Source organism: Halomarina oriensis (assembly GCF_009791395.1).
Lineage (GTDB): Archaea > Halobacteriota > Halobacteria > Halobacteriales > Haloarculaceae > Halomarina > Halomarina oriensis.
The window spans coordinates 97400-121352 of record NZ_WSZK01000012.1; the positions used below are offsets into that span (position 1 = coordinate 97400).

General features: G+C 66.8%; 28 protein-coding genes, 2 tRNA genes and 2 pseudogenes. 5 read left to right on the plus strand and 27 right to left on the minus strand.

Going from position 1 to position 23953, the window contains the following annotated elements:
* Positions 1 to 28: 28 nt before the first annotated feature.
* The 3 genes from GQS65_RS05595 to GQS65_RS05605 form a co-directional block, all read right to left on the minus strand.
* Entirely contained in the window at positions 29 to 1588 is a 1560-nt protein-coding gene (locus GQS65_RS05595; RefSeq protein WP_158203685.1) for a PH domain-containing protein, read from the minus strand.
* Positions 1585 to 2043 (minus strand): PH domain-containing protein, encoded by a 459-nt coding sequence (locus GQS65_RS05600; RefSeq protein WP_158203747.1) that lies wholly within the window; start codon positions 2041 to 2043, stop codon positions 1585 to 1587. Before GQS65_RS05600 ends, GQS65_RS05595 begins: the two co-directional genes overlap by 4 nt.
* 193 nt (positions 2044 to 2236) lie before the next feature.
* Positions 2237 to 2953, minus strand: coding sequence for a YqjF family protein (locus tag GQS65_RS05605; protein WP_158203686.1), 717 nt, complete (start codon positions 2951 to 2953; stop codon positions 2237 to 2239).
* A 74-nt stretch (positions 2954 to 3027) separates the two neighbouring features.
* Between GQS65_RS05605 and GQS65_RS05610 the strand changes: the two genes are divergently transcribed.
* A complete protein-coding gene (locus GQS65_RS05610; protein ID WP_158203687.1) occupies positions 3028 to 3240 on the plus strand; it encodes a hypothetical protein in 213 nt (70 codons plus the stop codon).
* Between the two features lie 150 nt (positions 3241 to 3390).
* Here GQS65_RS05610 and GQS65_RS05615 read toward each other — a convergent pair whose 3' ends face one another.
* On the minus strand, positions 3391 to 4365 hold the full coding sequence (locus tag GQS65_RS05615; RefSeq protein WP_158203688.1) for an aldo/keto reductase: 975 nt from the start codon (positions 4363 to 4365) through the stop codon (positions 3391 to 3393).
* A 96-nt stretch (positions 4366 to 4461) separates the two neighbouring features.
* Here GQS65_RS05615 and GQS65_RS05620 point away from each other — a divergent pair, with 96 nt between their 5' ends.
* A complete protein-coding gene (locus GQS65_RS05620; protein WP_158203689.1) occupies positions 4462 to 4926 on the plus strand; it encodes an SRPBCC family protein in 465 nt (154 codons plus the stop codon).
* A 95-nt stretch (positions 4927 to 5021) separates the two neighbouring features.
* On the opposite strand, the gene GQS65_RS05625 is transcribed toward GQS65_RS05620, so the two are convergent.
* The 4 genes and pseudogenes from GQS65_RS05625 to GQS65_RS05640 all read right to left on the minus strand — a co-directional run bounded on the left by GQS65_RS05625 (position 5022) and on the right by GQS65_RS05640 (position 7731).
* Positions 5022 to 5258 carry an HVO_2901 family zinc finger protein gene (locus GQS65_RS05625; RefSeq protein ID WP_158203690.1) on the minus strand — a complete coding sequence of 79 codons (237 nt, stop codon included), beginning with the start codon at positions 5256 to 5258 and terminating at the stop codon, positions 5022 to 5024.
* 116 nt (positions 5259 to 5374) lie between these two features.
* Positions 5375 to 5832: pseudogene (locus tag GQS65_RS05630) on the minus strand (DoxX family protein).
* A 111-nt stretch (positions 5833 to 5943) separates the two neighbouring features.
* Positions 5944 to 6603 carry a helix-turn-helix domain-containing protein gene (locus GQS65_RS05635; protein WP_158203691.1) on the minus strand — a complete coding sequence of 220 codons (660 nt, stop codon included), beginning with the start codon at positions 6601 to 6603 and terminating at the stop codon, positions 5944 to 5946.
* A 93-nt stretch (positions 6604 to 6696) separates the two neighbouring features.
* Positions 6697 to 7731, minus strand: a complete 1035-nt coding sequence (locus GQS65_RS05640; RefSeq protein WP_158203692.1) for a tyrosine--tRNA ligase — start codon at positions 7729 to 7731, stop codon at positions 6697 to 6699.
* Between the two features lie 243 nt (positions 7732 to 7974).
* On the opposite strand from GQS65_RS05640, the gene GQS65_RS05645 reads away from it, so the two are divergent.
* Complete coding sequence (locus GQS65_RS05645; protein WP_158203693.1) at positions 7975 to 8430, plus strand: hypothetical protein; 456 nt, start codon at positions 7975 to 7977, stop codon at positions 8428 to 8430.
* 33 nt (positions 8431 to 8463) lie between these two features.
* Here the strand turns inward: GQS65_RS05645 and GQS65_RS05650 are convergent, their stop codons facing one another.
* The 17 genes from GQS65_RS05650 to moaA form a co-directional block, all read right to left on the minus strand.
* A complete protein-coding gene (locus tag GQS65_RS05650; protein ID WP_368279867.1) occupies positions 8464 to 9270 on the minus strand; it encodes an SDR family oxidoreductase in 807 nt (268 codons plus the stop codon).
* A gap of 113 nt (positions 9271 to 9383) precedes the next feature.
* Positions 9384 to 10112, minus strand: a complete 729-nt coding sequence (locus GQS65_RS05655; RefSeq protein ID WP_368279868.1) for an isopentenyl phosphate kinase — start codon at positions 10110 to 10112, stop codon at positions 9384 to 9386.
* Complete coding sequence (gene mvk / locus GQS65_RS05660; protein ID WP_158203694.1) at positions 10109 to 11095, minus strand: mevalonate kinase; 987 nt, start codon at positions 11093 to 11095, stop codon at positions 10109 to 10111. The genes GQS65_RS05655 and mvk overlap by 4 nt, the downstream gene beginning before the upstream one ends.
* A 114-nt stretch (positions 11096 to 11209) precedes the next feature.
* Positions 11210 to 11980, minus strand: coding sequence for a 30S ribosomal protein S2 (gene rpsB / locus GQS65_RS05665; RefSeq protein ID WP_158203695.1), 771 nt, complete (start codon positions 11978 to 11980; stop codon positions 11210 to 11212).
* Positions 11977 to 13191, minus strand: a complete 1215-nt coding sequence (eno, locus tag GQS65_RS05670) for a phosphopyruvate hydratase (RefSeq protein ID WP_368279871.1) — start codon at positions 13189 to 13191, stop codon at positions 11977 to 11979. Before eno ends, rpsB begins: the two co-directional genes overlap by 4 nt.
* Positions 13188 to 13367 (minus strand): DNA-directed RNA polymerase subunit K, encoded by a 180-nt coding sequence (locus tag GQS65_RS05675; RefSeq protein WP_158203696.1) that lies wholly within the window; start codon positions 13365 to 13367, stop codon positions 13188 to 13190. The genes eno and GQS65_RS05675 overlap by 4 nt, the downstream gene beginning before the upstream one ends.
* Positions 13367 to 13561, minus strand: a complete 195-nt coding sequence (locus GQS65_RS05680) for a DNA-directed RNA polymerase subunit N (RefSeq protein WP_158203697.1) — start codon at positions 13559 to 13561, stop codon at positions 13367 to 13369. The genes GQS65_RS05675 and GQS65_RS05680 overlap by 1 nt, the downstream gene beginning before the upstream one ends.
* A 12-nt stretch (positions 13562 to 13573) precedes the next feature.
* Positions 13574 to 13972, minus strand: coding sequence for a 30S ribosomal protein S9 (locus GQS65_RS05685; protein WP_158203698.1), 399 nt, complete (start codon positions 13970 to 13972; stop codon positions 13574 to 13576).
* Positions 13966 to 14418, minus strand: a complete 453-nt coding sequence (locus GQS65_RS05690) for a 50S ribosomal protein L13 (protein ID WP_158203699.1) — start codon at positions 14416 to 14418, stop codon at positions 13966 to 13968. Before GQS65_RS05690 ends, GQS65_RS05685 begins: the two co-directional genes overlap by 7 nt.
* Positions 14415 to 14762 (minus strand): 50S ribosomal protein L18e, encoded by a 348-nt coding sequence (locus GQS65_RS05695; RefSeq protein WP_158203700.1) that lies wholly within the window; start codon positions 14760 to 14762, stop codon positions 14415 to 14417. Before GQS65_RS05695 ends, GQS65_RS05690 begins: the two co-directional genes overlap by 4 nt.
* Before the next feature lie 21 nt (positions 14763 to 14783).
* Positions 14784 to 14868, minus strand: a tRNA-Leu gene (locus GQS65_RS05700).
* A 98-nt stretch (positions 14869 to 14966) separates the two neighbouring features.
* Complete coding sequence (locus GQS65_RS05705; RefSeq protein WP_158203701.1) at positions 14967 to 15716, minus strand: DNA-directed RNA polymerase subunit D; 750 nt, start codon at positions 15714 to 15716, stop codon at positions 14967 to 14969.
* A 3-nt stretch (positions 15717 to 15719) separates the two neighbouring features.
* Positions 15720 to 16112 carry a 30S ribosomal protein S11 gene (locus tag GQS65_RS05710; protein ID WP_158203702.1) on the minus strand — a complete coding sequence of 131 codons (393 nt, stop codon included), beginning with the start codon at positions 16110 to 16112 and terminating at the stop codon, positions 15720 to 15722.
* Positions 16109 to 16636, minus strand: coding sequence for a 30S ribosomal protein S4 (locus tag GQS65_RS05715; protein ID WP_158203703.1), 528 nt, complete (start codon positions 16634 to 16636; stop codon positions 16109 to 16111). The genes GQS65_RS05710 and GQS65_RS05715 overlap by 4 nt, the downstream gene beginning before the upstream one ends.
* The gene (locus GQS65_RS05720) at positions 16633 to 17130 is read right to left on the minus strand and encodes a 30S ribosomal protein S13 (protein WP_158203704.1); all 498 of its coding nucleotides are present in this window, start codon (positions 17128 to 17130) and stop codon (positions 16633 to 16635) included. The genes GQS65_RS05715 and GQS65_RS05720 overlap by 4 nt, the downstream gene beginning before the upstream one ends.
* 17 nt (positions 17131 to 17147) lie before the next feature.
* A tRNA-Ser gene (locus GQS65_RS05725) sits at positions 17148 to 17230 on the minus strand.
* Positions 17231 to 17441: 211 nt separating this feature from the next.
* Positions 17442 to 18434: a GTP 3',8-cyclase MoaA gene (moaA, locus tag GQS65_RS05730; protein WP_158203705.1), complete on the minus strand. Its 993-nt coding sequence runs from the start codon at positions 18432 to 18434 to the stop codon at positions 17442 to 17444.
* 217 nt (positions 18435 to 18651) lie between these two features.
* On the opposite strand from moaA, the gene GQS65_RS05735 reads away from it, so the two are divergent.
* Positions 18652 to 19704 (plus strand): Mrp/NBP35 family ATP-binding protein, encoded by a 1053-nt coding sequence (locus tag GQS65_RS05735; RefSeq protein ID WP_158203706.1) that lies wholly within the window; start codon positions 18652 to 18654, stop codon positions 19702 to 19704.
* 11 nt (positions 19705 to 19715) lie between these two features.
* Positions 19716 to 19913: pseudogene (locus GQS65_RS05740) on the plus strand (hypothetical protein); the annotation flags it as partial.
* On the opposite strand, the gene GQS65_RS05745 reads toward GQS65_RS05740, so the two are convergent.
* Entirely contained in the window at positions 19910 to 20725 is an 816-nt protein-coding gene (locus GQS65_RS05745; RefSeq protein WP_158203707.1) for a hypothetical protein, read from the minus strand. The pseudogene GQS65_RS05740 and the gene GQS65_RS05745 sit on opposite strands and share 4 nt — an antisense overlap.
* A gap of 185 nt (positions 20726 to 20910) precedes the next feature.
* Complete coding sequence (locus tag GQS65_RS05750) at positions 20911 to 23946, minus strand: PKD domain-containing protein (RefSeq protein WP_158203708.1); 3036 nt, start codon at positions 23944 to 23946, stop codon at positions 20911 to 20913.
* Between the last annotated feature and the right edge of the window lie 7 nt (positions 23947 to 23953).

A 23953-nucleotide genomic window follows, 5' to 3' on the forward strand; every position in this document is an offset into this window, starting at 1 on the left:
GAGCGTCCCTCACGAACGCCGGGGGCGCTCAGGCCGGGTCCGTCGTACGGTCGGCCGACGGGCCATCGTCGACCGGTCCGGTCGTGTCCCGAAGTGACTCGGTCCGTTCGCGGTGGTGCTGAGACCGACGCTCGGCGACGGCGGTGTGCATCCGGCGTTCGACCTCCTCGCGGAGTCGGTCGGCGTCCTCGGTGTCGATGTCGACGGCCTGTGCGTCCTGCCCGCCGTACCCTCCCGACCCGGCGGTGTCGACGACGAGCGTCGCGAGGTCACGACGGCGCTGGAACACCGTCGAGGCGGTGGTGACCGTCTGGATGCGGTGGTACGGGACGACCACCTCCCGCTGGACGACGTAGCCGTTGCGTGCGAGGACGTAGTCGCCCTGGATGGCGTAGCCACGGGCGCTCCACGTCGCCTGTGCGGCCACCGGGACGACGGGGAGCAAGACGAGCGTCCCCCACCACGCGCCGTCGAGCGGTGTGAACCGGACGACCGCGTAGGCGAGTGCGACGACACCGAGTGCGACGGCGAGATACCGAATCGCGTAGCGCGTCCGTGCACGCTTCGGCGGCCGGACGTACTCGGGGTCGTCGAACGATTCGATGGACTGAGCCAGCGAGACGACGCGGTCACGTTCGGCGAACGGGACGGCCGACTGCGACCCGCCCTCGCCGGGGGCGTACCCCGCGGTAACCACCGCGAGCGACCCGTGGCCGATGGCCCGCGCGAGGACGTTCGCCTTGATGGAGAGCGACTGGACCTTGTCGAGCGGGATGGTGCCGCTGTAGCGTTGCAACAGTCCGCGCTCGTAGCGGAGTTCGTCGTGGGCGCGCCGGAGGGTGAACCCGTAGTAGTTCGTGACGGCGACGAGGCCGCCGACGAGCGCCGCGACGGTGTAGAGGACGAGCAGGCCGCCCACGCCGAGCGTGATGGGCGAGAGTTGGACCAGCAGTGGCCGGGTCGGTGCGACGACGTCGCCGAGCGACGGCGCGAACAGCGGCACCCCGACCGAGAGAAACGAGAGGATACGGAGGTCGACCGAGACGAACCCCAGCAAGAACAGTTCGCGCATCGTGATGGCGAACAGGGGGTCGTCGCCGTCGGCGTCGGTGTACCGCTCGGCGTCGGCGTCCTCGACGGCCGACTCCCCGCGGTTGAGACGGCCGATGTCGTCCTGGAGGCGACGGGCCTCCGAACGGGAGACGTACCGGAGGGTCGCCTCGGTACCGCTTCCACCGGCCGTCTCCAGTCGGACCTCGGCGATGCCGAGCGCACGCTGGACGGGGTTCGCGGCGATGTCGACGTTCTGGATGCGCCGCAGTGGTATCTCGCGGGTCCGCCGCGAGACGATGCCCGAGCGGATGTCGAACGTCTGGTCGGTGAGGTCGTAGGTGAACCGTCGGAAGTAGAGGACCTGGTAGCCGGCGGCGAGGGCGACGACGAGCACCACCGCGCCAGCCAGCAACAGCGCTGGCGGGGCGAGCGACGTGTCGTTCCCGCCGGTGATGGCGACGATGGCCACCAGCCAGACCAGACGGGTCACCGACTCGCCGGCCCGGTACGGGATCGAACGGACGTCGAGTCTCATACCGCGTCTTCACCCTCGGCGACGATGGCGAGGCGTTTCAGTCGCTCCTGTAACTCCTCGGCGTCCTCCGGGGTGAGACCGGGGATGGTCACGTCCGCGCCCCGCGACCCGGCGGTGTAGACGACGACGGTGGCGAGGCCGGCCCCACGTTCGACGGGGCCGCGGTTTGCGTCGACGTGCTGGATACGGACGTACGGGACGACCGTTCGGACGCGCGTGAACACCCCTCGGTCGAGGAACAGCGAGTCGGTCCGGACCTGGTAGCGCCAGATGCGGTATCTGGCGACGGCCAGCAGGACGGAGACGAGTCCGAACAGCGCGAACACGACGACGCCGGGCCAGAGCAACCGCTCGACTGCGTAGGCGATACCACCGACGATGGCTCCGAGCACCGCCGCCGTCAACAGCGCCTGGGTGACCCAGACGTATCTGACTCGGGGGTCGAGTGAGCGCATCGGTCCCGACAGCGCCTCGCGGTCGGACTCCACGGACGTGTCGGCGGCTTCCTCGCTCGCGTGGTCCGCGTCACCGTCGGCGGTCGTCATCGTGCACACGACGACACCCGGCAGTAAATAGCTGGGTGGAGACGCCGCGTCGAACCGACCGACGCGGGAGCACTCGGGGACGGTCGGTCGCGTCGGCCGGCACTCAGACGCGCCGCACCCGGTCGGCCTTCACCGCCAGCGCCGGCGCGTAGTGACAGACCGGGTCGCCGTCGGGCGTCTCGAACCCGTTGGCCACGAAACAGTCGTTGCGCCGCACGTCGAGTTCGGCGGGGACGAGCGGCCACGGGTCGTGTCGAATCTCGCCGACGCGGGTGGATTCGGCGGCCGTCCGCGGGTCCGCGCCCTGCGCCGCCGCGTCGACGCCCGCCGTGAAGAAGCGGTAGCGCTCGGTGAGAAAGCGCGCTCGCTGCTCGTCGGCCAGCGGTTCGTCGGTCGGTCGGTAGTCCGCGTCGAACACCAGCGGCGGGGCGTCCCGGTGGACGCGCCGTGAGCGGAACCGAACGCCGTCGTCGCGGTCGGTGACGCGCATCGACGCGTCGTAGTACGGGAGGTGGAACAGTCGGCGGGCGGCCCGGACCCCGAGGCGGTCCCCCGCGTCGAGGTTGAAGAAGTAGATGCCCGGTGACCCTTCGTGGGTGACGTAGGTCCGGAGGTTGAGTTCGGGAAACGAGAAGCCCAGCGCCTCGGGCGTCCCGCGTGGCCGAATCCCGTCCATCCGGAAGCCGACGACGCTCAGCCACGCTCGCCCGCCGTACGTGTCGAGGGCCAGTCCGGGCGGGAGGCGGGAGGCGACCGTCTCGGGAGCGACCGCCCAGTGGGCGAACAGCGTATCGCGCCACGTCATCCTGACGAGCGACATAGGTCGACTACGAGGGCCGTCGGTTTCGGCGTACCGTTCGCGGTACTTTTCGAGGCAGCGTCCCCACTCGACGCATGGACCTCCCCGCCGACACCCCCGCACGCTGCCCGGTATGTGAGACGGCGTACGACTCCGTCTCGGTGCACGACTCGGGGCTGATGGTCAACCTGCTCGACAACCCTCGCTACCGCCGGGTCTGCTTCGAACCGGTCGAGGGACCGGCGGTCCGGTTCTACCACCACACGCACGAACAGGTGATAGGGAGGGGCGACGGCGAACGCGACTGACCTCGCGGCCACCTACGCCGCTCGCCGGCCACCCACACGAGACGCAGTTCCGGCACGCGACGACGACCGACCACGCGTTCGACGCCTCGTCTCGCCCGACCGGACGTCCCGCCGGCACACCGAGAGAGCCGACCCGCACACCGTGTTCAGCTACTGGTGGCCGGCGACGCGCACCGGTTCGTACGGCGCTTCGAGGTACTCCACGTCGGAGTCCGACAGCGAGATGTCGAGTGCCTCGACGGCCTCTTCGAGGTGTTCGACGCTCGTCGTCCCGACGATGGGGGCGTCGACCCACTCCTTCGAGAACAGCCACGCGAGACCGATCTGGGCCATCGTCGCCCCCTCGTCGGCGGCGAGTTCCTGGACGCGCTCGTTGACCTCCGTCCCGCCGCCCTCGAAGTACGGGTGTGACCGGGCGTGACTGTCGGATTTGCCTCGCGTGGTCGCGTCGAACTCCTCGTGGGGACGGGCGAGGTAGCCGCGGGCGAGCGGCGACCACGGGACGACGCCGACGTTCTCCTGCTCGCAGAACGGGAGCATCTCGCGTTCCTCCTCGCGGTAGAGCAGGTTGTAGTGGTTCTGCATCGTGGCGAAGCGTTCGAGACGCTCCACGTCGCTGGTGTGAAGGGCGTCGGCGAACTGGTAGGCGTGCATCGAACTCGCGCCGACGTAGCGGGCCTTCCCCCGGCGGACGGCGTCGTCGAGCGCCCGCATCGTCCCCTCGATGGGTGTGTCGTAGTCCCATCGGTGGGTCTGGTAGAGGTCGACACACTCCATCCCCAGTCGGTCGAGGGAGTTGTCGAGTTGCTGTTCGATGGCCTTCCGCGAGAGACCACCGGAGTTCGGGTCGTCCTCGTCCATCTGGAAGTACCCCTTCGTGGCGACGACCTGTTCGTCCCGGCGACCCTCCAGTGCCTTCCCCAGTACGCGCTCGGACTCGCCGTTCGAGTACATGTTCGCCGTGTCGAAGAAGTTGATACCGAGGTCGATGGCGCGGTCGACCAGTTCCAGGCCCGCCTCCTCGTCGAGCACCCAGTCGCGCCAGTCGCTGGTGCCGAAGCTCATACAGCCCAGACAGATGCGCGAGACGGTCGTTCCCGTGTCACCGAGCGTCGTGTACTCCATGAGATCGACTCACAGGGAACCGACATAACTCTCGGGAACGGGGCGAACGGGCGGCCCGTCCCTCGTCGTGAAGGCGGTGGCTCGCGTACCACCGGTATGTCGCTCTCGCTCTCGCGGACGGCCGACGGGACCCGACTCGAAATCGGACGGGTGGTGGACGCCCCCGCCGAGACGCTGTGGAACCTCCTGCGAGACACCACCACCTGGCCCGAGTGGGGGCCGAGCGTCCGCGCCGTCGACTGTGACGTCCGCTACGTGGAGGCGGGAACCGAGGGGCGGGTCCGACTCGCCACGCCGGGCCACCCGTGGGCACGGTTCCGTATCACCTCGTGTGCGGACCATCGCTGGTCGTGGTCGGTGAGTCCACCGCTGAACGACGCGATACGCAACGTCTTCGACCCCGGACCGACGCTTCCGGCGACGGGCCACCGCGTCGAACCGCTCGGTGAGGGGCGTTGTCGCGTCGTCTTCGAGGTGCCACCGCTCGCGGCGGGGTACGCCGTCGTCTGTCGACGAGCGCTGGCGAGGCTCGACGAGTTGGCACACGAACGGCGGACGTAGGACCGGGACTGTCCCGTGTCCACTCGGCGCACGGGCAGGTCGCGTCCTGCAGGGGCGAGACGGGAGGAGGGCGGTTCGTGGTCGGTGCGTCGTAGCTACCGGGAGACGGTGATGGCGTCGCGTACCCGTCGAAGGTCCTCGCCGATGCCGGCCCCGTCACACTCGTCGCTCGGGCACTCGTAGTGCCAGCCGTCCCGTGTCGCTCGTCGCTCCGCGAACCGCTCCCCGCACTTCCCGCAGAACAACTGCGCGTCCGAGCAGGTGTCGCGGTGGAGTTCGAGTTCGAGTTTCGACGTGAACGTCCGCTTGCAGTTCCTGCAGGTGTGCGTCATACCCTTCCCTCATGGCTACAAAACTATAATATTACCGTAGGCGGCCGTGTGTGGCCTTCACACGGCGAATCGAGCGACGGCGTGGTTCCGTTCGGATATCGTGGCTGTACGGCGTTCTACAACGCCGTCACGTCGACGGCGAGGGGCCACGTCCCCCCACCGAGAGCGAGGAAGGCGAGTGCGCCGCCGACGATGGCGACGTTCTTCAGGAACTGGGTCGTCTCGGTCTGCCGGTGCTCCTCGGGGGCGGCCCAGAAGTCGTGCATCGTGGGCGTCGAGACCAGCAGGAAGACGACGAGCGCTCCCCTCCCAGGACAGGAACGACCCCCGTCGCCACCGACAGGCCCCCGAAGACGAGCATCCCGCCGGAGAACGCCACCGAGAGCCCCGCTGCCGGGACGCCCTTCGCGTCCGCGTATCCGGCCATCTGTTCGCCGTTCAGGAAGTGGTTCAGCCCCATGAACGCCAGCACTCCACCGAACAGGACGCGAGCGAGGAGGAAGACCAGTTCCGCCGTCACGCCGTCGAATACGGTCTGAAACGGTACGGCCGTGAAACCGACATCAGGTTGCATCACGTCATCTGATAGGCGCTCGAACCCACAAGTTGTCTCGCGGACGTGAACGTTACCGGGGAGTAGCACGCGTCACCAGGTGGCGACACGGGACATCGGGTGACGACGACGTCACCTGTCGGACATCGGGCCGACCAGCAGCGCCTCTTGGACGAGGACTTCCGAACCACGGCGGATGCGCTCGGAGAGCGCCTGGTGTGAGATACCGAGTTCGTCGGCCAGTTCGTCGAGGTCGGTCTCGCGTGGCACCGCGAAGTACCCCGCCTCACAGGCGTTCGTGAGTGCCTCGTACTGCTCCTGGGTGAGCCCGAACCGTCCGGAGGGCTCGCCGTTCATCTCGCGGACGTGGAGCACCTCGAACGAGAGGCCGTGGCTCTCACAGAACTCGTTGGTCTTCGAGAGCGCGTTCCGGTCGGGATAGAGGATGCGCAGTTCCCACCGCGTCCCGTTGGAGTAGGCGTTCATCACCGTCGCGTTGAGCGTCGTCACCATCTCCAGGACGAGTCGGACGTGGTCGACCCAGACCATCCGGTAGAGCATCTCCTCGCCGAAGTCCGCCAGCAGCGAGTACTCCTCGACGTCCGGGTCCGCCTCCAGAGCCGACTCCAGTTCCTCGCTGTCGACGTTCCGTGCCCAGACGAGCGGCATCACCGCTTCGTCGCCGCTCTCGACGATTCGTTCACACTCGAACTCCACGTCCGGGAGATCGGCAATCGTCCGGCGGAGCGCGAACTCGTCGGCGGGTATCGCTGCACGCGTCACCGTCGCCATTGTCTGTCGGAACTGGCGAGGGGTGTCGTAGTAAAGCTGTTCCTCCCTGCACCCCGTTGCCGGAGGCGACCGGCGCGGCACCGACCGTGTCTGTCAGTCGTAGTTCTCGGGGTACGCCGCGGCCAGCAGTTCCGGGTCGTCGAGCAACCGTTCGCGGACCGGGGCGACGGCGTCCGCGATGTAGTCAGCCGCCGCGTTCTTGAGGTCCTGTGGGTGGAGTTCCTCGCTCACGAACTCCGCTTCGAGCGACTCGTAGTCCTCGTAGACGAGGTCACCGCCGAACTTCTCGGGGCGCTCCACCGCGAAGGAGTCGCCGTCCTCCTCTAGCAGCGGGAAGACGAGGTAGCGGACGTACTCCAGCACGCCGTTGTCCTCGGCCTCGCCCATCGGGCAGTACGCCTGCTGGAGCTTCTCGCGGACGGCCTCCCGGTCGTCGGTGAGGTCTATCTTCGATTCGGGGGCGCTGGACGACATCTTGTCCTCGGTCAGCCCCGAGAGCAGCGGGGCGAACACACAGACCGGCTTGTCGTAGCCGTAGTCCGGCAGCATCTCTCGGGCGAGCATGTAGATGCCCCGCTGGTCGATACCACCGTAGGCGATGTCGGCGTCGAGCGCCGCCACGTCGAGACTCTGCATCAGCGTGTAGACCAGTCCACCGAGTTTCGGGTTGTCGGACTGACGAACGACCTCGCTCCCCGCACGCTGGGCACGCGAGATGGTCGTGTCGGCGAGCATCCGGTAGAGGTCCAGCGTGTACGGCTGGTCGAGTTCGAACTCCCGACCCTGGACGAACTCGATGGCGTCGGGATCCGCACCGGCGACGTCGACCATCGCCTCGATGGCGGTCTGGTAGTACTCGGTCCGTGCGTCCAACAGGTCGAAGGGGCTCTTCTCGTCGTCGAGGTGCGCGTGGAGGTCCGCGACGAGCACCGTCACGTCGACGCCCGCCCGGATGAAGTCGGCCAGTTTCCGGATGGTCGTGAAGTGCCCGATGTGCATCTCGCCGGTCGGTGCGTAGCCGATGTACGCACTCGGCGACTCGCGTTCGAGCACCTCGGCGAGTTCCTCGTCCGTGACGACCTCCTGCGTGTAGCGGGTCATGAGTTCCCGCCGCTCGGCCGTGTCCATGGGTTCGCTTTCCGTCTCCTGCGCTTAAGCGATTCGGGATGTAGCGACGCCGTGCCACGGTCGGTCTCCCGAGCGTGTCGACTCTCCCGTCCGTGGCGGTGCGTTCGTCGCCGTCAGTGAATCGTCTCCGCCGAGCGCGTCGTCTGCCGACGGGCCACTCGCTCGGCGAGTGAAGCTGTGTACCTGACGGCGTGACCCATCGGAGTCGGAGAGGACAAACCGCCAGAGCCCATAGAGGCCGATATGTACACGGGCAAGACGGAGAAACCGTGTTGTCTCTGCGGCGACCGGGAGACCGTCGCACGCCTCGACCTCCCGCCGAGAGCGGTGCAGTCGATGAAGAACTCCGGGCCTATCGCGTGGCGGGACATCGTCGGCGAGGTGTCCATCCACTTCTGTGAGTCCGACTGGGACGTCGTCACCGACCTCGTGCTCGACACGGGGATGTCGCCGCTCCCGAAGTGCAACGTCGCACAGGCCTCCCTCGACATCCGGGAGGACTTCGAGGCGCTGTTGAACGACGTGCGCGACGAACCCGACCAGGCACCGCTCGAACGCGAGATGCTCGCCGACGCCGAGGAGACCATCGAACGCACCGAACGCGAGGGAATAGAGGCGGTCAACACCCGCGCCGTCGTCGAGGCCTACGTCCGGAAGTGGTCGCTCGAAGACGCCGACAGGATGACCACGACGGACTGAGTCTCGGGGGTCGCCGCCGCTCGACGGCGGCGCTCAGTACGGGACCGTCGGGAGCGCGTGGCCGCCGTCGACGACGAAGTACCCACCGGTCACGTACGCGGCGGCGGGACTGGCGAGAAACAGCGTGAGCGGGACGCAGTCGGCCGCCTCGCCGAAGCGGTCGGCGGGGATGGTCTCCAGCATGGACTCGGGCAACTGCCCACCGGCGGCCTCCGCGACACCCTCGGTCTCGACGATGCCCGGCGCGACGGTGTTCGCCCGGATGCCGTGGGCCGCCCACTCGTTGGCGACGGTCTGCATCAGGTTGTGGACGCCCGCCTTCCCCGCCCCGGAGTGGGCGTGGTACGGCGCGCCACCGACGCTGTTGGTCGCCCCCATCGAGAGGACGACGCCGCCGTCCTCCGCCATCATGTGCTCCCCGACCGCGAGCGTGCAGTACGCCGTCCCGTCGAGGATGGTCCCGACGACGGCCCGCCAGCCGTTGGGTGAGAGCGACTCCGTCGGACTGAGGAAGTTCGCCCCGGCGTTGTTCACCAGTACGTCGACACCGCCCAACTCCTCGACGACGGTGTCGCGCATCGCCTCGACTTCCTCGTACTCGCGGACGTCGACGGTGGTCGCACACGCGTCCACGCCCCGCTCTTCGATGGCTTCGGCGACCGGTTCGAGATGCTCCATCGACCGCGAGGCGATGGCCACGTCCGCGCCGTGGTCGGCGAACGCGAGCGCCAGTTCTTCGCCGATACCGGTGCCACCCCCCGTAATCAGGACGCACTCGCTCTCGAACAGGTCCTCACGAAAGAGGTCGGTGCTCGGCGGCGTGACCGGCCAGTCGCTCACGCGTGGTCACCTCGTGTCGAGTCCTCGAACGGGGCGGGTCGGTCGTGGTGCATGGTGACACGCCCGTGACGCCACCGCTTAACTGTGGGTGTCGTCGAGAGGCCCGCCGTCGGTCAGCCGATACGCGTCCCGACCTCCTCCTCGGCGACGAACGCGTCGAGACCGTCGAGGTCGAAGATGGTCGCGGGGACGTCGAGTGCGAGCAGTTCCTCGACCTTCGCGGCCATCCCGCCGGTGACGTCCGTCGACTCGCTCTCGCCGAGCGCACCGGCGACGTCCGCGAACGACGTCACGTGCTCGACGACCTCCCCGTCGTCGTCGTAGACGCCCGGGACGGCCGAGCAGAGGCCGACCCGCCGGGCGTCCAGTCGCTCCGCGAGTTCGACGACCAACTCGTCGCCCGAGAGGATGGTCGCGCCCTTCCCCTCGTGGCCAATAGCGTCACCGTGGAGCACGGGGACGAACCCCTCGCGGAGGAGGGTGCGGACCTGCCCGGTCGGGAAGACGAGGTCCGCGACGGCGTTGCGAAAGCCCGCCGAGAACGGGTGCACCGGGACGGCGGGGACGGCCTCGGCGTGGAGGGCGTCGAGGACCGCGCCGTTCAGCCGACACATCGCGTCGTGGATGCCGACGACCTCCGAGTAGTCCTCCGTACCGACGGTCCGGGAGACGCCGTACTCGCTGGCGAAGTGGTGGCCGAACGACCCGCCACCGTGGACGACGACGAGGTCGTCGTCGACCCCGGCGAGCGCCTGTGCGGCACGCCCCAGCGCCGCCTCGTCGACCGTCTCGGGCGTGTCCTTGTCGGTGACGACGCTCCCGCCGAGTTTGACGAGAATCACTCCGCACGCACCCCCTCGCGGTCGAGTTCGGCGCGGAACGCCGCCTCACACCCCGGCGTGTAGCTGAGTGCCGTCTCCGTGGCCGGCGTGTCGTCGAGGGCGACGATGCAGCCACCGCCGCCCGCGCCCGTCAGTTTCGCACCCATCGCGCCGGCGTCACGCGCGGCCCACACCATCGCGTCGAGCGAACGCGAGGAGACGCCCAGCGCCGACAGCAGGCCGTGGTCGAAGTTCATCAGCTTCCCCACGGAGGGCACGTCGTCGTCGGCCAGTGCTTGCTCGCCCTCGCGGACCACGTCACCGATGGCCTCGACGGTGTCGGCGGCGAAGTCGTACTCGTCGCGCAGCGCCCGGACGCCGGCGACGAGTTCGCCCGTGTCGCCCGCACCGCCGTCGTAACCGACGACGAACGGCAGGTTCGGCACGTCGTCGATACGCGTACAGTCGTCACCCTCGACGCGGACGGCCCCGCCCATCGCCGAGCAGAACGTGTCCGCCCGCGACGCCTGCCCGTCTTGGACCTCGTGTTCGACCCGGTAGGCGCGGCCGGCCACCTCCTCGGTCGTGAGGTCACAGTCGAGTTCACGCGCCGCGGCGTCGATGGCCGCGACGACGACGGCCGCCGAGGAGCCGAGACCCGCTCCGAGCGGGATGTCGCTCTCGACGGTCATGTCGAACCCCGCGTCGGGTGTGTCGGCGGCGTCACGAGCCTGTTCGATGGCCCCGTCGACGTACCCCATCGCCGCCTCGACGAGCGGCGTTGGGACGTTCACGTCGGGTTGCTCGTCCGCGCCGCTGCTGTACTCGACGGTGAACCCGTCGAGGGTGAGGTCCTTCGCCTCGACGCGGAGTCGGTCGTCGTCGCGGGCCTCGACGGTCACCCGCGCCCGGCGCTCGATGGCGCACGGGACCGCGGGTTCCCCGTAGACGACGGCGTGCTCGCCGAAGAGGTAGACCTTCCCCGGCGCGCTCGAAACGGTCATACCAGTTACTGCCGGAGGGACCGTTTAAACGTGTCCGAACGACCTCACCCGGCGACGCCGGGAGAGCAGTCGCTCACCGGGAGAGAACGGGGGAACGTCGAATCGAAAGCGCGCTCAGATGTCGGTCTCGAAGTCGTCCAGCGAGTACGCCGGTTCGGCACCGCGGTTGTCGAGCGTCTCGTTGGCCAGCAGCCAGTAGACGACCGAGAGGGCCTTGCGACCCTTGTTGTTCGTCGGGACGACGAGGTCCACGTTCGACGTGGAGTTGTTGGAGTCACACATCGCCACGACGGGGATGCCGACGGTGATGGCCTCCTTGACGGCCTGTGCGTCACCGATGGGGTCGGTGACGACCACGACGTCCGGTTCGATGTAGCCGTCGTACTGGGGGTTGGTCAGCGTGCCGGGGATGAACCGGCCCGTCCGAGCGCGTGCACCGACGGCGTCGGCGAACTTCTCGGCCGGGAACCGACCGTACTGGCGCGAGGAGGCGACCAGAATCTGCTCGGGGTTGTAGTTCGACAGGAACCGAGCGGCCGTACGGATACGGTCGTCGGTCTGGGAGATGTCCAGCACGTAGAGCCCGTCGGTCCGGACGCGGTGGATGAACCGCTCCATGTCCTTGGTCTTCTGCTGGGTCCCGATGTGGGCACCGGCGGCGAGGTAGTCCTCGACCGGGATGAGGAGGTCGGCCTCGTCGTCGGGCATGACGTCCTCGTCGAGCACCGGTTCGAGGTCCTCGTCGGCCTCCTCGACCTCGGCGGCGTCCTCGGTGGCTGCCTCGGGTGCGTCTGCTTCGGCCGCCTCGTCGGCGGCGGGCGTTACTTCGTCCTCGGACTCCTCGGCCTCGTCGACCGCTTCGAGTCCTTCTTCGTTGTCGCTCATGCGTTTTCCTCGATTCTGATGAGTTCGTTCAGCTTCGCGGTTCGCTCGCCGCCGACCGCGCCCGTCTTGATGAACGGGGCGGCGGTCGCAACGGCCAGGTGTGCAATCGTCGTGTCCTCGGTCTCCCCGCTCCGGTGGGAGACGACCGCGTCGTACCCGTGGTCGCGTGCCAGTTCGATGGCGTCGAAGGCGTCGCTCAGCGTCCCGATCTGGTTGGGCTTGACGAGGATGCTGTTGGCCGCACCCTCCTCGATACCCGTCTCCAGTCGGTCGACGTTGGTGACGAACAGGTCGTCACCGCAGATCAGACAGTCCTCGCCGGGGTGCCCGCTGGCACCAACCCGGTCGGTCAGGTCGGCGAAGCCCTCGTAGTCGTTCTCGTCGAGCGGGTCCTCGACGTAGACGAGGTCGTACTGCTCGACGAGGTCGGCGACGTAGTCGACCTGCTCGTCGGGCGTGCGCTCGGTGTCGCCGTAGACGTACGACCCGTCCTCGTAGAGTTCGGTCGCGGCCACGTCGAGGCCGAACCGAATCTCGAAGCCCACCTCCTCGGCGACCTGCGAGACCGCTTCGGCCATCACGTCGAACGCCTCGGCGTCGTCGATGGCCGGTGCCCACGCGCCCTCGTCGCCCTTCGCGGCGGCCGCGCCACGCTCGGCGAGGACGTCGCGTGCGGCGGCGTGGACGGCGGCGTTGGCGAACACCGCGTCGGCCACACTGGGTGCGCCGACGGGTGCGGCGAGGAACTCCTGGATGTGCGTCGCGTCGGCGGCGTGTTCGCCACCGCCGATGACGTTGCCCAGCGGCGTCGGGAACTCGGTCCCACGGAAGGCACCACCGAGATGCTGGTAGAGCGGTGCGCCGAGCATGTCCGCGCCCGCCTTCGCCGCGGCCATCGAGATGGCGACGGCGCTGTTGGCTCCGATCTCCGAGAAGTCGTCGGTGCCGTCGGCCTCGCGCAACACGTAGTCGACCGACCGCTGGTCGCCGGCGTACACCTGCCCCTCCAGTCGCGGAACGGCGAGTTCGCGGGCGTTGGCGATGGCCTCCTCGGCCGGTAGTTCGATGGCCTCGTACTCGCCGGTCGACGCGCCCGACGGCGCGGCACCGCGGCCGAACCCACCGCTCTCGGTGGAGACGTCGGCTTCGACCGTCGGGTTGCCCCGCGAGTCCAGGATGCGACGGAGTCGCACCTCGGTGATGAGCGTCACTGTTGCCCCCGGACGACGGTAAAGGGCAGTGCGCCCGCGTCGTACTCCTCGGCCGCGACGAGGATGGGTTCGGTCTGTTCGGAGTCCACCAGCACGGGTGCGCCGTAGGACACCTGCAACGCTCGCGCGCCGATGATGCGAGCCTTCTCGTAGCGGTTGTGGTCCTGTTGTACCATCACTGGTAGGGGGCGACGATGTCGACGAGGTCCTTGTGCGAGACGAGCATGCGTCGGCAGCACGGTCGCTCGACGCCGAGTTCGTCCAGCACCTCGGCCGGGTTCTCATCGTCCTCTTTCGTGCGCTGCTTGAACTCCTCCCAGTGTTCACCCACGACTTTGCCGCACGTGAAACACCGGACGGGAATCATCATGACTGGGTCACCTCAGCGGTAGGACTTCTGGTAACGCGCCCGAGCCCCAGGACCGCCCCACTTCTTGGATTCGGTCTGGCGGACGTCGTTGACCAGCAGCGAGCGGTCGAACGTCATGTACGCGTCGCGGAGTTCGGCGTCGTTCGTGAACTCGACGAGGCCACGAGCGATGGCGGTGCGGGCGGCGTCTGCCTGCCCCATCACGCCACCGCCGGAGACATCGACGTCGACGTCGACCTGCTCGCGCAGGTCCTCGTCGGCGATGCGGAACGGTTCGAGCATCTTGAGCTGCGCCATCTCCGGCTCGGTCAGCTCCACGGGCTGTGCGTTGATACGCACGCGGCCCTGGCCCTCGCGGACCGTCGCTCGCGCGATTGCGGTCTTCTTCTTGCCACTCGTGTTGGTTACCATGTGACGTTCGCCCCGATCTGATCGCTGATCTCGCCCAGCGTGACGAATTTGATGTTCGACAGGCGGTCGAGGGAGGTGCCCTCGATGATCTCCGCCTCGCGGTTCTCGTCGCCCTCGTACGGGTTGCCGACGTACGTCCGGACGTTCTCGAACGCCTCGCGCCCGCGCGGCGTCTTGTACGGGATCATGCCGCGGATGGCGCGCTTGAACAGTCGGTCGGGACGCCGGGGGTAGTACGGCCCCTGGTCCGAACCGACGTCGACGCGCTTGCGGTAGACCGACACCACGTCCTCCTCGTCGCCGGTGATGATGGCCTGCTCGGCGTTGACGACGGCGATGCGCGTGTTGCCGTCCATCGCGCGCTGAGCGACCTCACTGGAGACGCGGCCGAGGATGCAGTCACGGGCGTCGACGACGAGGTCGGCGTCGAACTCGGCGACGCTCATCGGATCACCCGCACGTCGGAGCCTTCTGGGTTCTGTTCGATTGCCTGTTCGAGGTCGATGGCCTCACCGACCTGACTGATCTTCGTGCGGGCCGTCCCGGAGAAGTCGACGGCGGCGACGGTGACGTCCTTGCGGAGCGCACCACTGCCGAGGACCTTGCCGGGAACGATGACGGTCTCGTCTTCCTGGGCGTACCGTTCGATACGCCCGAGGTTGACCTCCGCGTGCGTTCGCCGTGGCGATTCGAGCCGGTCGGCGACGTCGCCCCACACCGCGGCACCGCTGCGTGCGGCTGCCTTACAGTCGGCGATGAGACTCTGGAGTCTCGGGTTCGTCTTACTCATAGTTCTGAATTGTGAGAGAAATGCAGGGAGCAGGATTCGAACCTGCGGACCCCTGAAGGACGGCGCCCTGAACGCCGCGCCGTTGGCCAGACTTGGCTATCCCTGCTCGCGTTTGTGTGTTGGTGGGTCCCGTAAAACCCCTTTCGGTCCGTCGGCTCTGCGGGGCCTGCGTCATCACCGGGGGATTGGGGGTTCGGGTCATCGTTACAACTGGACCGCTTCTTCGAGTTCGTCCGCGCGCGCGTACAGCGAGTCGACGGCTTCGAGCACGAGGTCGTCGACGCTCATCGACCCGTCGGTCTCCACGTCGAAGACGAACGCGCCGGGGACGTCCTCGACGCGCACCTCCTTGCCGGGGTACCGGTTGCGGAGGTCGTTACCGAACTCCTCGGTCGGGACGAGTTCGCCGTCGTCCTCGATGACGCCACGGATGATCTGTGGCTCGTCGTCCTCGAACTCGCCGAGGTCACCGACGACCTCGACGGTCTGGAGGTGGCGGTAGCCGACGGCGACCCCGCCCTGGTGTTTGGCGTGGGTCTTCCCGCGGTCGAGCACCGCTTCGGCCTCCAGTTCGAGGCGCTGGTTCTCCTTGAGGTCGATGATGGGGACGTTCTCGTCGGCCGGTTTCACGAGGTCGTCCGCGGAGACGAGGTCGCCGGAGTACGCCGTCGCCGGCCCCTCCACGTCGAGTGCGAGGGTGACGGTCTCACCCGCCTCGAACTCGCCGGGCGGGGTCGTCAGCGGGACGAGCCCCAGCCGAAGCCCGATCATCTCGTCGAACATCACCGACGAGTTCTCGATGACACGCAGCGTGTCGATGGAGAGCGTCGGGACGTCCGCGACCATCGCTCGCCGGATACCGTTGGCGAACGCGGGCGTGACACCACGGACGACGAACCGGGCGTCCCGGTCGTCCTCGGAGCGGTCGATGAACTCCACGTCGAACTCACTCATGGCTCAGAACCCGCTGTTTTTCGGCGGTCGGGTGCCGTCGTGTGGGATCGGCGTGACGTCCTCGATACGACCGATCTCGAGGCCCGCGCGAGCGAGCGCTCGGATGGTCGCCTGCGCGCCGGGACCGGGGTTCTTCTGCAGGTTGCCCCCCGGACCACGGACGCGGACGTGGACGCCCTCGATACCCTGCGCGAGGATGTCCTCGGCGACCGTCTCGGCCATCTGCATGGCCGCGTACGGCGACGCCTCGTCGCGGTTCTGTTTCACGACCGTCCCACCCGAGGACTTGGCGAGCGTCTCCGCGCCCGTCTCGTCCGTGATGGTGATGATGGTGTTGTTGAACGATGCGTGGACGTGTGCGATGGCCCAGCGGCCCTCGGGTTCCTGTTGACTCATTCTTGACCCTCCGCGCGAGCGGGGTGCAGGTCGTCCGCGAGCGGACTCGTCTCGTCGAACGCGATGGTGTCTTCCTCGTTCGTCGTCACCGTGTACGACGGGATGCGGACGCGCGAGTCGTCGACGACCACGTGGCCGTGGACGATGAACTGACGCGCCTGCGTCGGCGTGCTCGCCAGCCCCTTCCGGTACGCGACCGTCTGGAGACGGCGTTCGAGCACGTCCGTCACGTCGAGCGACAGGATGTCGTCGAGGGAGTCGCTCTCCCCGAGGATACCCTTTCGCTTCAGGCTCGTGAGGAACTCCTGACCGGCCGCTTCGGCGGCCTCGGCGTCACCCTGAGACTCGCCGAGCAGACGGCGGGCCTCGCGGCGGTAGTCGCGCAGTTCGGACTGCGCCTTCCAGAGTTCCTCCTTGTTCTTCAGCCCGTATCGACCGGTGAGACCGGACTCCTCGGCGATGCGTTCGCCCTGGTACGGGTGGTTCGGCGTCTCGTAGAGCTTGGTGTTCTGTCCGAGCGTCATTCGTCCTCAGCTGCCTCCTCTTTGATGGCTTCGACGTTGACCCCGATGGTCCCCTCCGAGCGACCGGTGGACTTCGTCCGCTGGCCGCGGACCTTCTGACCGCGCTGGTGACGGACGCCCTTGTAGGAGCTGACCATCTTCATGCGGTTGATGTCCTGTCGGCGGGTCATCTCGAGTTCGTTGCCGACCTCGTGGGTGGTCTCGCCCGTGAAGTAGCCCTTCTGGTGGTTCGCGAGCCACTCGGGGATGCTGTCGACGTACTCCTCGACGGCCTCGACGACACGCCCGATGACGTCTTCGTCGAGACGGCCGAACGTCGCCGTACGGTCGACGTCCGCTTTCTCACAGACGATGCGGGCGGTTCGTCGCCCGATGCCGTTCATCTCGCTGAGCGAACGCTCGACGCTCTTGGTCCCGTCGAGGTCCGTCTGTCCGATACGGACGAAGTAACGAATGTCGTCGTCGTCTTCGCCCTCGGGTTGTTCCTGACTCATGTGTTGGTGAATTCGGACGTCGTGGCGGGGATTCGAACCCCGGAGGCTTGACGCCACTGAGTTAGCAACCCAGCGCCTTAGGCCGCTTGGCTACCACGACTCGCTTTCGTATCTTCGCGTCGGACGCCGCGTCCGCACTCGGGAGCAGCCCTCCCTACACTGATTGCGTTCGTTCGAACCCAGTGGCGATACTTAAACACACCGAAAGGCCAGACCCGTGCGAGAACGCCACACACCGTGACACTCACGGGATGCGGAACACGCGAGCGACCGAGCGTCGAGAGGATCCGTCGGGGACGAGGGGCCGGTGGTCAGTCGGCGTCAGCGGGCATCCCGAGGTACTCCTCGTTGACGACCCACTCGTCGTTCTCGTCGCGCACCATGTACTCGCCGTAGTACGGCACCCGGTTGGCGACGACCTCCCGGAACGCCTCCCGAATCTCCGGTTTCGTCATCTCGCCCATCGGCCGCAGGTCGTCGTTTCGGTTGAGACAGCCCTTCAGATACCCCTGGTGGGTGACGCGCACGCGATGGCAGTTCGCGCAGAACGACTCGTTGCCGACGGGGTCGACGATCTCGACCATCCCACCGTCCGAGGAGTCCGTCCCGCCCACCCAGTAGCGCTTCCGTCCGTGCATCTCGCGGCGTTCGACGCGGTCGGCCTGCTCTTCGAGCCACCCGTGGACCCGCTCGATGTCGATGGCCCACTCCGGTCGCCCCGCGAGTTCGGGCATGTACTCGATGAGTTGGAGCTGGAGGCCGTCGTTCTCGGCGACGTAGTCGACCATCTCCGGGACGTACCCCGCCGTCTTCTCGAAGACGACCATGTTGAGCTTGACGGGCGTCAGCCCCGCCTCGACGGCCGCCTTCACGCCCGCGATGACGTCGTCGTACCCCCCGCTCTTCGTTAGCTCGCGGAACGCTTTCGGGTCGAGCGCGTCCTGTGAGACGTTCACCCGGTCGAGTCCAGCGTCGACGAGCGCCTCCGCACGGCCGGGCAGGAACGTCCCGTTCGTCGTCAACGACGTCTCCATCGAGTCCGGCGTGCGCTCGATGATCTCTTCGAGGTCCTGTCGGAGCATCGGTTCGCCCCCCGTGAACTTCGCCTTCTCGACGTCGAACTCCTCGGCGACCTCCAAGAACCGCACGACGTCGTCCGCGCTCATCTCGCCGTCCTGCGCCTCCATCGGGCCTCGCGTATCCCCCAACCCCTCGTTGTGACAGTAGACACAGTCGAAGTTACACCGATCGGTGAGAGAGATGCGGACGCCCGTGACCTCGCGGCCGAACTCGTCCGACAACATAGCACACCCTTCCCGTCAGCGTTCTTAAACCCACGCCGGAATTCGGCTCCGACGTAACTGCTCTCGGTTACCAGCGGGCCTCGTGAAACCGCCAGACGTTGTATCCGTCGAGATACATCGGAACCGGCCGACGTACCCACGAACGGTCACGGTCGACACGACGCTCCGATGCCCTCCGTTCACAACCCTTATCGGCCGAACGCGCCCACCGGCGACCATGAACGAAACGGACGTCCGCGACCGCCTCCGGACGGTTTCGGACCCCGACCTCGGCGACGACATCGTCTCGCTCGGCCTCGTCAACGACGTCACCGTCGACGACGACACCGTCTACGTCTCGCTCGCGCTCGGCGCACCGTACTCCCCCCACGAGACCGCCATCGCCGACGAGGTCCGCGAGGTGCTCTCCGACTTCGACCGCGACCTCACGCTCTCGGCCGACGTCGAGACCGCAGACGACCTCGACCGCGACGAGCAGGTGTTGCCCGACGTGACGAACATCGTCGCCGTCGCCTCGGGGAAAGGCGGCGTCGGGAAGTCGACGGTTTCGGTCAACCTCGCCGCCGGTCTCGCGGACATGGGTGCCAGCGTCGGCCTCTTCGACGCCGACGTCTACGGCCCGAACGTCCCACGGATGGTCGACGCCGACCAACACCCCGAAGCGACCCCCGAGGACACCATCGTTCCCCCGGAGAAGTTCGGGATGAAGCTGATGAGCATGGCCTTCTTGGTCGGTGACGACGACCCCGTCATCTGGCGCGGTCCGATGGTCCATCAGATCCTCACACAGCTCTGGGAGGACGTCGAGTGGGGGCACCTCGACTACCTCGTCGTCGACCTCCCACCCGGAACCGGCGACACGCAACTCACGCTCCTCCAGTCGCTCCCCCTCGCGGGGTCGGTCATCGTCACGACCCCCCAGGAGGTCGCGCTCGACGACGCCCGCAAGGCACTGCGGATGTTCGGCAAACACGACACGCCCGTTCTGGGAATCGTCGAGAACATGTCCTCGTTTCACTGCCCCGACTGCGGCTCCGACCACGCCATCTTCGGCGAGGGGGGCGGTCGCCGCTTCGCCGACGAGGTCGACATGCCGTTCCTCGGCGAACTCCCGCTCGACCCACGCGTGCGCGAAGGTGGTGACTCCGGCCGGCCGGTCGTCCTCGACCAGGAGAGCGCGACCGGCGACGCCTTCCGCGCGATGGTCGCCAACGTCGCCAACAACACCGGCATCGTCCGCCGCCGCCAGCATCAACAGGCGACCCGATGAGCGTCGAGAAGGACGCCGAACGGGCGGCACTGGTGCGTGAGATAGCGGACGAGGTCCGGGCGGAGAGCTCCGAGAGCAAACAGCTCTCGGCGATCCTCTACCGGGTGAGCGACCTCTACGACCCCGACGAGGAGACCTCTCCCGAGGAGATCTACCTGAACGTGAAGTACATCTTCGACGTAAAAGAACAGGGCGGAATCGACCGCTAACGACGCCGGACGAGGAGCAGTCCGGCCACGGAGGCGGCGATGGCGAGGAGGAGTACGACGGGAATACCACGGACGGTCGGCCCGCTTTCTACCTGTTCCGGGAGCACTGAATCGCTCCCGACACTGGCGTTGTCGTATCGGTAGGGGTTCTCGCTCCACGGCCCTTCGACGGCTCGGTACGACTCGTTCCACGTGCTCGTCGACCCGTTCACCTCTCCGCGGAACCCGACCTGATCGATTCCACCACTGGATCGGTTCAACCGGCCGGCGTACAGTCTGGCTTCACCGACGACCACCGTCTCGGGGTCGTCGAGGAGTTCGACGGTGACGGTTTCGGACTCGCCGGTGGGAACGATTGCAGCATAGAAACTCCCGTCTGTACCCTGGGTGTGTACCATCAGCTTCGTCGGGTACTGTTGAACAGACGGGTTGACCACAGTGATGTTGACGACTGTCGATGGCTCTCCGTCGATGGTCCCTCGTGTGACCGTCGTATCGGCGATGTACGGCGTCGGAACGGTCGTCGAACTCTCGGGGTCGATTTCGTAGTCGAACTCGAACGCCCTCGTCGCGCCGTACGTCGAGACTCTGACGACGTGTGAGTCGCGGAGGGCGTCGAGAGAGGCTTCGATCTGGAGTGTCTTGTTCCACACCTCTCCCCCCGAGAGGCGAAAGTCAGAACTATGCATTGTTCGGTTGTCGGTAGAAATCACGATTCCTGCTTGTTGGCTTCTGTTAGTTGGGTTCTCTGCGTATACCGTGATGCTACGTGCGTCTGAGTCGAACTCGAGCAGATACTCGATTCCAGTCATCGAAGTCATGTTTTTCGTCATGGTAGCGTCATCTGGCTTCGACGGCGCTGCATCTCCTATCGAGATACTATGAGCCCCTCCAGAGAGTGCTAGCAACCCGACGAAAATCACGATACCAATCGACCGCATACATCGTTTCGTTTGCTCGACTGTTAAATGAGTGTCGGACAGTAAAGAACGACGACTCATCGCTCGCCCTCCGTCTCGCGTACTCTCTCTTTGATTGCTGCTTCGTCGAGAGCCCCACGACTAACGAACTCCGTCGAGAACTCCTCGACGACGCGGGCCGTCTTGAGACCGGAATCGTCGGACCGGTACCGAATCACGCTCCCGCTCACCGTCGCGCGAGTTTCGACGACGACATCCTCCGTGGTGTACGCCGGTCGGACGACGGTCCCGACGCTCGTCCGTTCCATCGTCCACTGCCGGTCGGTGACCGTCTCTCCGAGCCGACGGTCGGAGTCGCCTTTGGCGATCCGCTTGGCGGTCCGCCCGTTCGAGACCGTCGTGTGTGTCCGCCACTCGTACCTCGCGGGCTGGACGACGGTCGTGTGAGAGGCGACGTAACGCCGTTCGGTGACTGTCGACCACGTCGTGTACTCGTGGCGGTACTCCGTCGCGTACTCCGCCGCATCGACGAGCGTTCGCCGGACGCTACCGGTGGCCGAGTGGTGTGAGAGCTGTTTCGACTGCGCCCAGTAGGTGTGACGAACACTGACGTAGACCGTCTCGTCGTACGTGACTTCGTAACAACCGACACCTGGGATGCACTGGTAGCTCGACCGCTCCCGGGTTCGAGGTTCGGAAGTGGTGTACTCGTACTCGCGTTCGACGACGTACTCTGCCGGGTCGACGAGCACCCGACGGGTGTCGCCGGTGTATCCACCACTGGGCGAACGCTTCCACTCCGTGTGGTGATTGGCGACTCGGCGGCGTTCGATTTCGGTTCCGTCGGCGGTCCACTCGGGGTGAGTGTCGAGATAGAGCCGACGGTGGTACGACGAATCGAACGCTTCGGTGTCTCTGTCGATGATCTCTTCCTGCGTCTGGACCCGCTTCTCGATTCTGTACCCCGTCGTCTCCGTAGTACTGTCGACGACTTCGTAGTCGCCGTTGCGGAGTTGCCGCATCTCCGCGCGGGTGTCCGCGACCGTGGTCTCGCTCGTCAGTTCTCTGATGACGTATCTGCGGTCGTCGACACGGAGCGTCCCACGCTGCACGCGAGGCGCGTCGGTCAACTCGACGGTCGGGAGCGAGGTGGTCTCTTCTGCGTATCCCGGCCGATCGGCGTTGTAGAGGACGACCGTCGCGTTGGGACCGTTCGCAGCCAACGCACTCGCGGGCAGTTCGAGAGTGCCCTCGAACGCGAAACTGTTCTCGTCGGCGGTCCGGAGTTCGGTCCACTCCACCACGCTTCCCCGTGCGCCCCTGACCTCCGCGTCGATCTCGATGTCGGCGGTGTTGCGGCGGAACTGCACTCTCTGTGTTCGAACCCGAATCTGGACCGTCTCGTCGGGATGATACGGCCCGTTACCGATGACTTCTGTCCTGTGTACGGAAGGGACGTACGTCTGCTGTGCACTCCAGTTCTGATATGCCCTGGCCCCCGTACCGTCTTCGACAATCAGCTTTCCATTCTCCCAGCCAGAGAGCCTACCGATTGCCTCGTCTCGGTTCGTTGCAGAAGCGCCGTTCCTCCAGATGTACGTCAGGTCACTCCCGTCGGGGTCGAACGAATCGCTCGCGTCGATGATGACGGTCTCTCTGAAGTCGACAGGCCCACCGGCAGAACTGTTGTCTCCGCCAACCGGACGGGCACCGTCGTTACGCATTCTGAGCCGAATGACTGGATCACTCGGGGTCACAGCGAAATTAGATGTACCGCTGTTGACCCATTCCGTGGGTCCAGAGCCTCGCAGTGATAGCTGGTGGACGACGGAGTACGGACTTCCCGTACTCGGCGTGTCTCCAGCCCAGAAACTGTGGATCGTCACTGTCCCGTCCGAAACCTCTATCGAGCGTTCGACCACTTGGTGAACGGACTCTGGTTTCTGTGCCCACAGGTCGATATCGAACTCTTCGATGCTGTGCCCGTTCAGGTCCACCTGCAGTACGTGGTGTGCAGTGTATCGGCCAGGGTCTATCTCGGGATGGTACGAATCGACAGGGCCGTCGACGAACTCCGCCGAAATCACCTCTGGGGGCGCGGTGGGGACGACGGTCCGGTTCACGGTCGCCGTCTGTCCACGACTGTCGACGGCCGTGACGACTACCTCGTACTCCCGACCCGGTTCGAGGTCGGTCCAGTCGAACGCGGCCGTACCACCGGTCCCGAGCGACCCGGAGCGTCGTTCCGTTCGGATATCCTCGATAGAGACTTCGACGGACTGGAGGTTTCCGTACTCGTCGGTGGCCGAGGCCCTGCCAGTGAGTCCGCCGTCGGTCCCGACGTCCGAAAGCGACGGCTGGGGTCTCGGGTCGGCGACGACACCGGTCGTTCCGTCCTCGAACGTCGCCATCTCGGTCGCTCCGTCGGAGTACGTGACAGCGGCACGGAGCGTGTGGTCGCCGGGCGTCCACGACGTCGAGAACTCGCTGCCGTTCGAGACGGTCTCACCGTCGACGAACCACTCGACAGAACTGACCGCTCCGCTCGCGGTGACAGCGTACATCCCGGTCAGCGGTCGGTCGCCGGTGACGAGCCGTGGCCCACGAACCGTCGGGCTACGTGTGGGTGCTGTCGATGTCGGAGCAGACGGGGTCGTCGTGGACGGCGTCGACGGAGGCCCCGTCGGTGGCGTGGTACCTCCCGGTGGTGTCGACGGCGGTGCCGTGGTCGGTCGGGAGGTCGTCGCGCGCTTCGACCGCTCTACGTCGACGTAGAGCGTGTCGGTGGCCGTCTCCCCGTCGTCGTCGGTGACGGTGAGTGTGACCGCGTAGCGCCCGATCTCGCGGGGGACGAACGACGTCCGGGCTGCCGACCCGTCGTGCGGAGTGACCGAGCCACCGGACGGTGTCTCGATACGCCACTCGTACCCGACGAGTCGGCCGTCGGGGGCACGCGACCCCGACCCGTCGAGGAAGACGGTCGTTCCGTTCGTGACAGACTGGTCCAGTCCCGCGTCGGCGAGCGGGGGACCTGCCCGGTCGATACTTCCGAGTGCCGTCGCTGGAGCGACCGACGCGACGACGAGGACGAACACCAGTACCAGCTTTCTCATACGCACC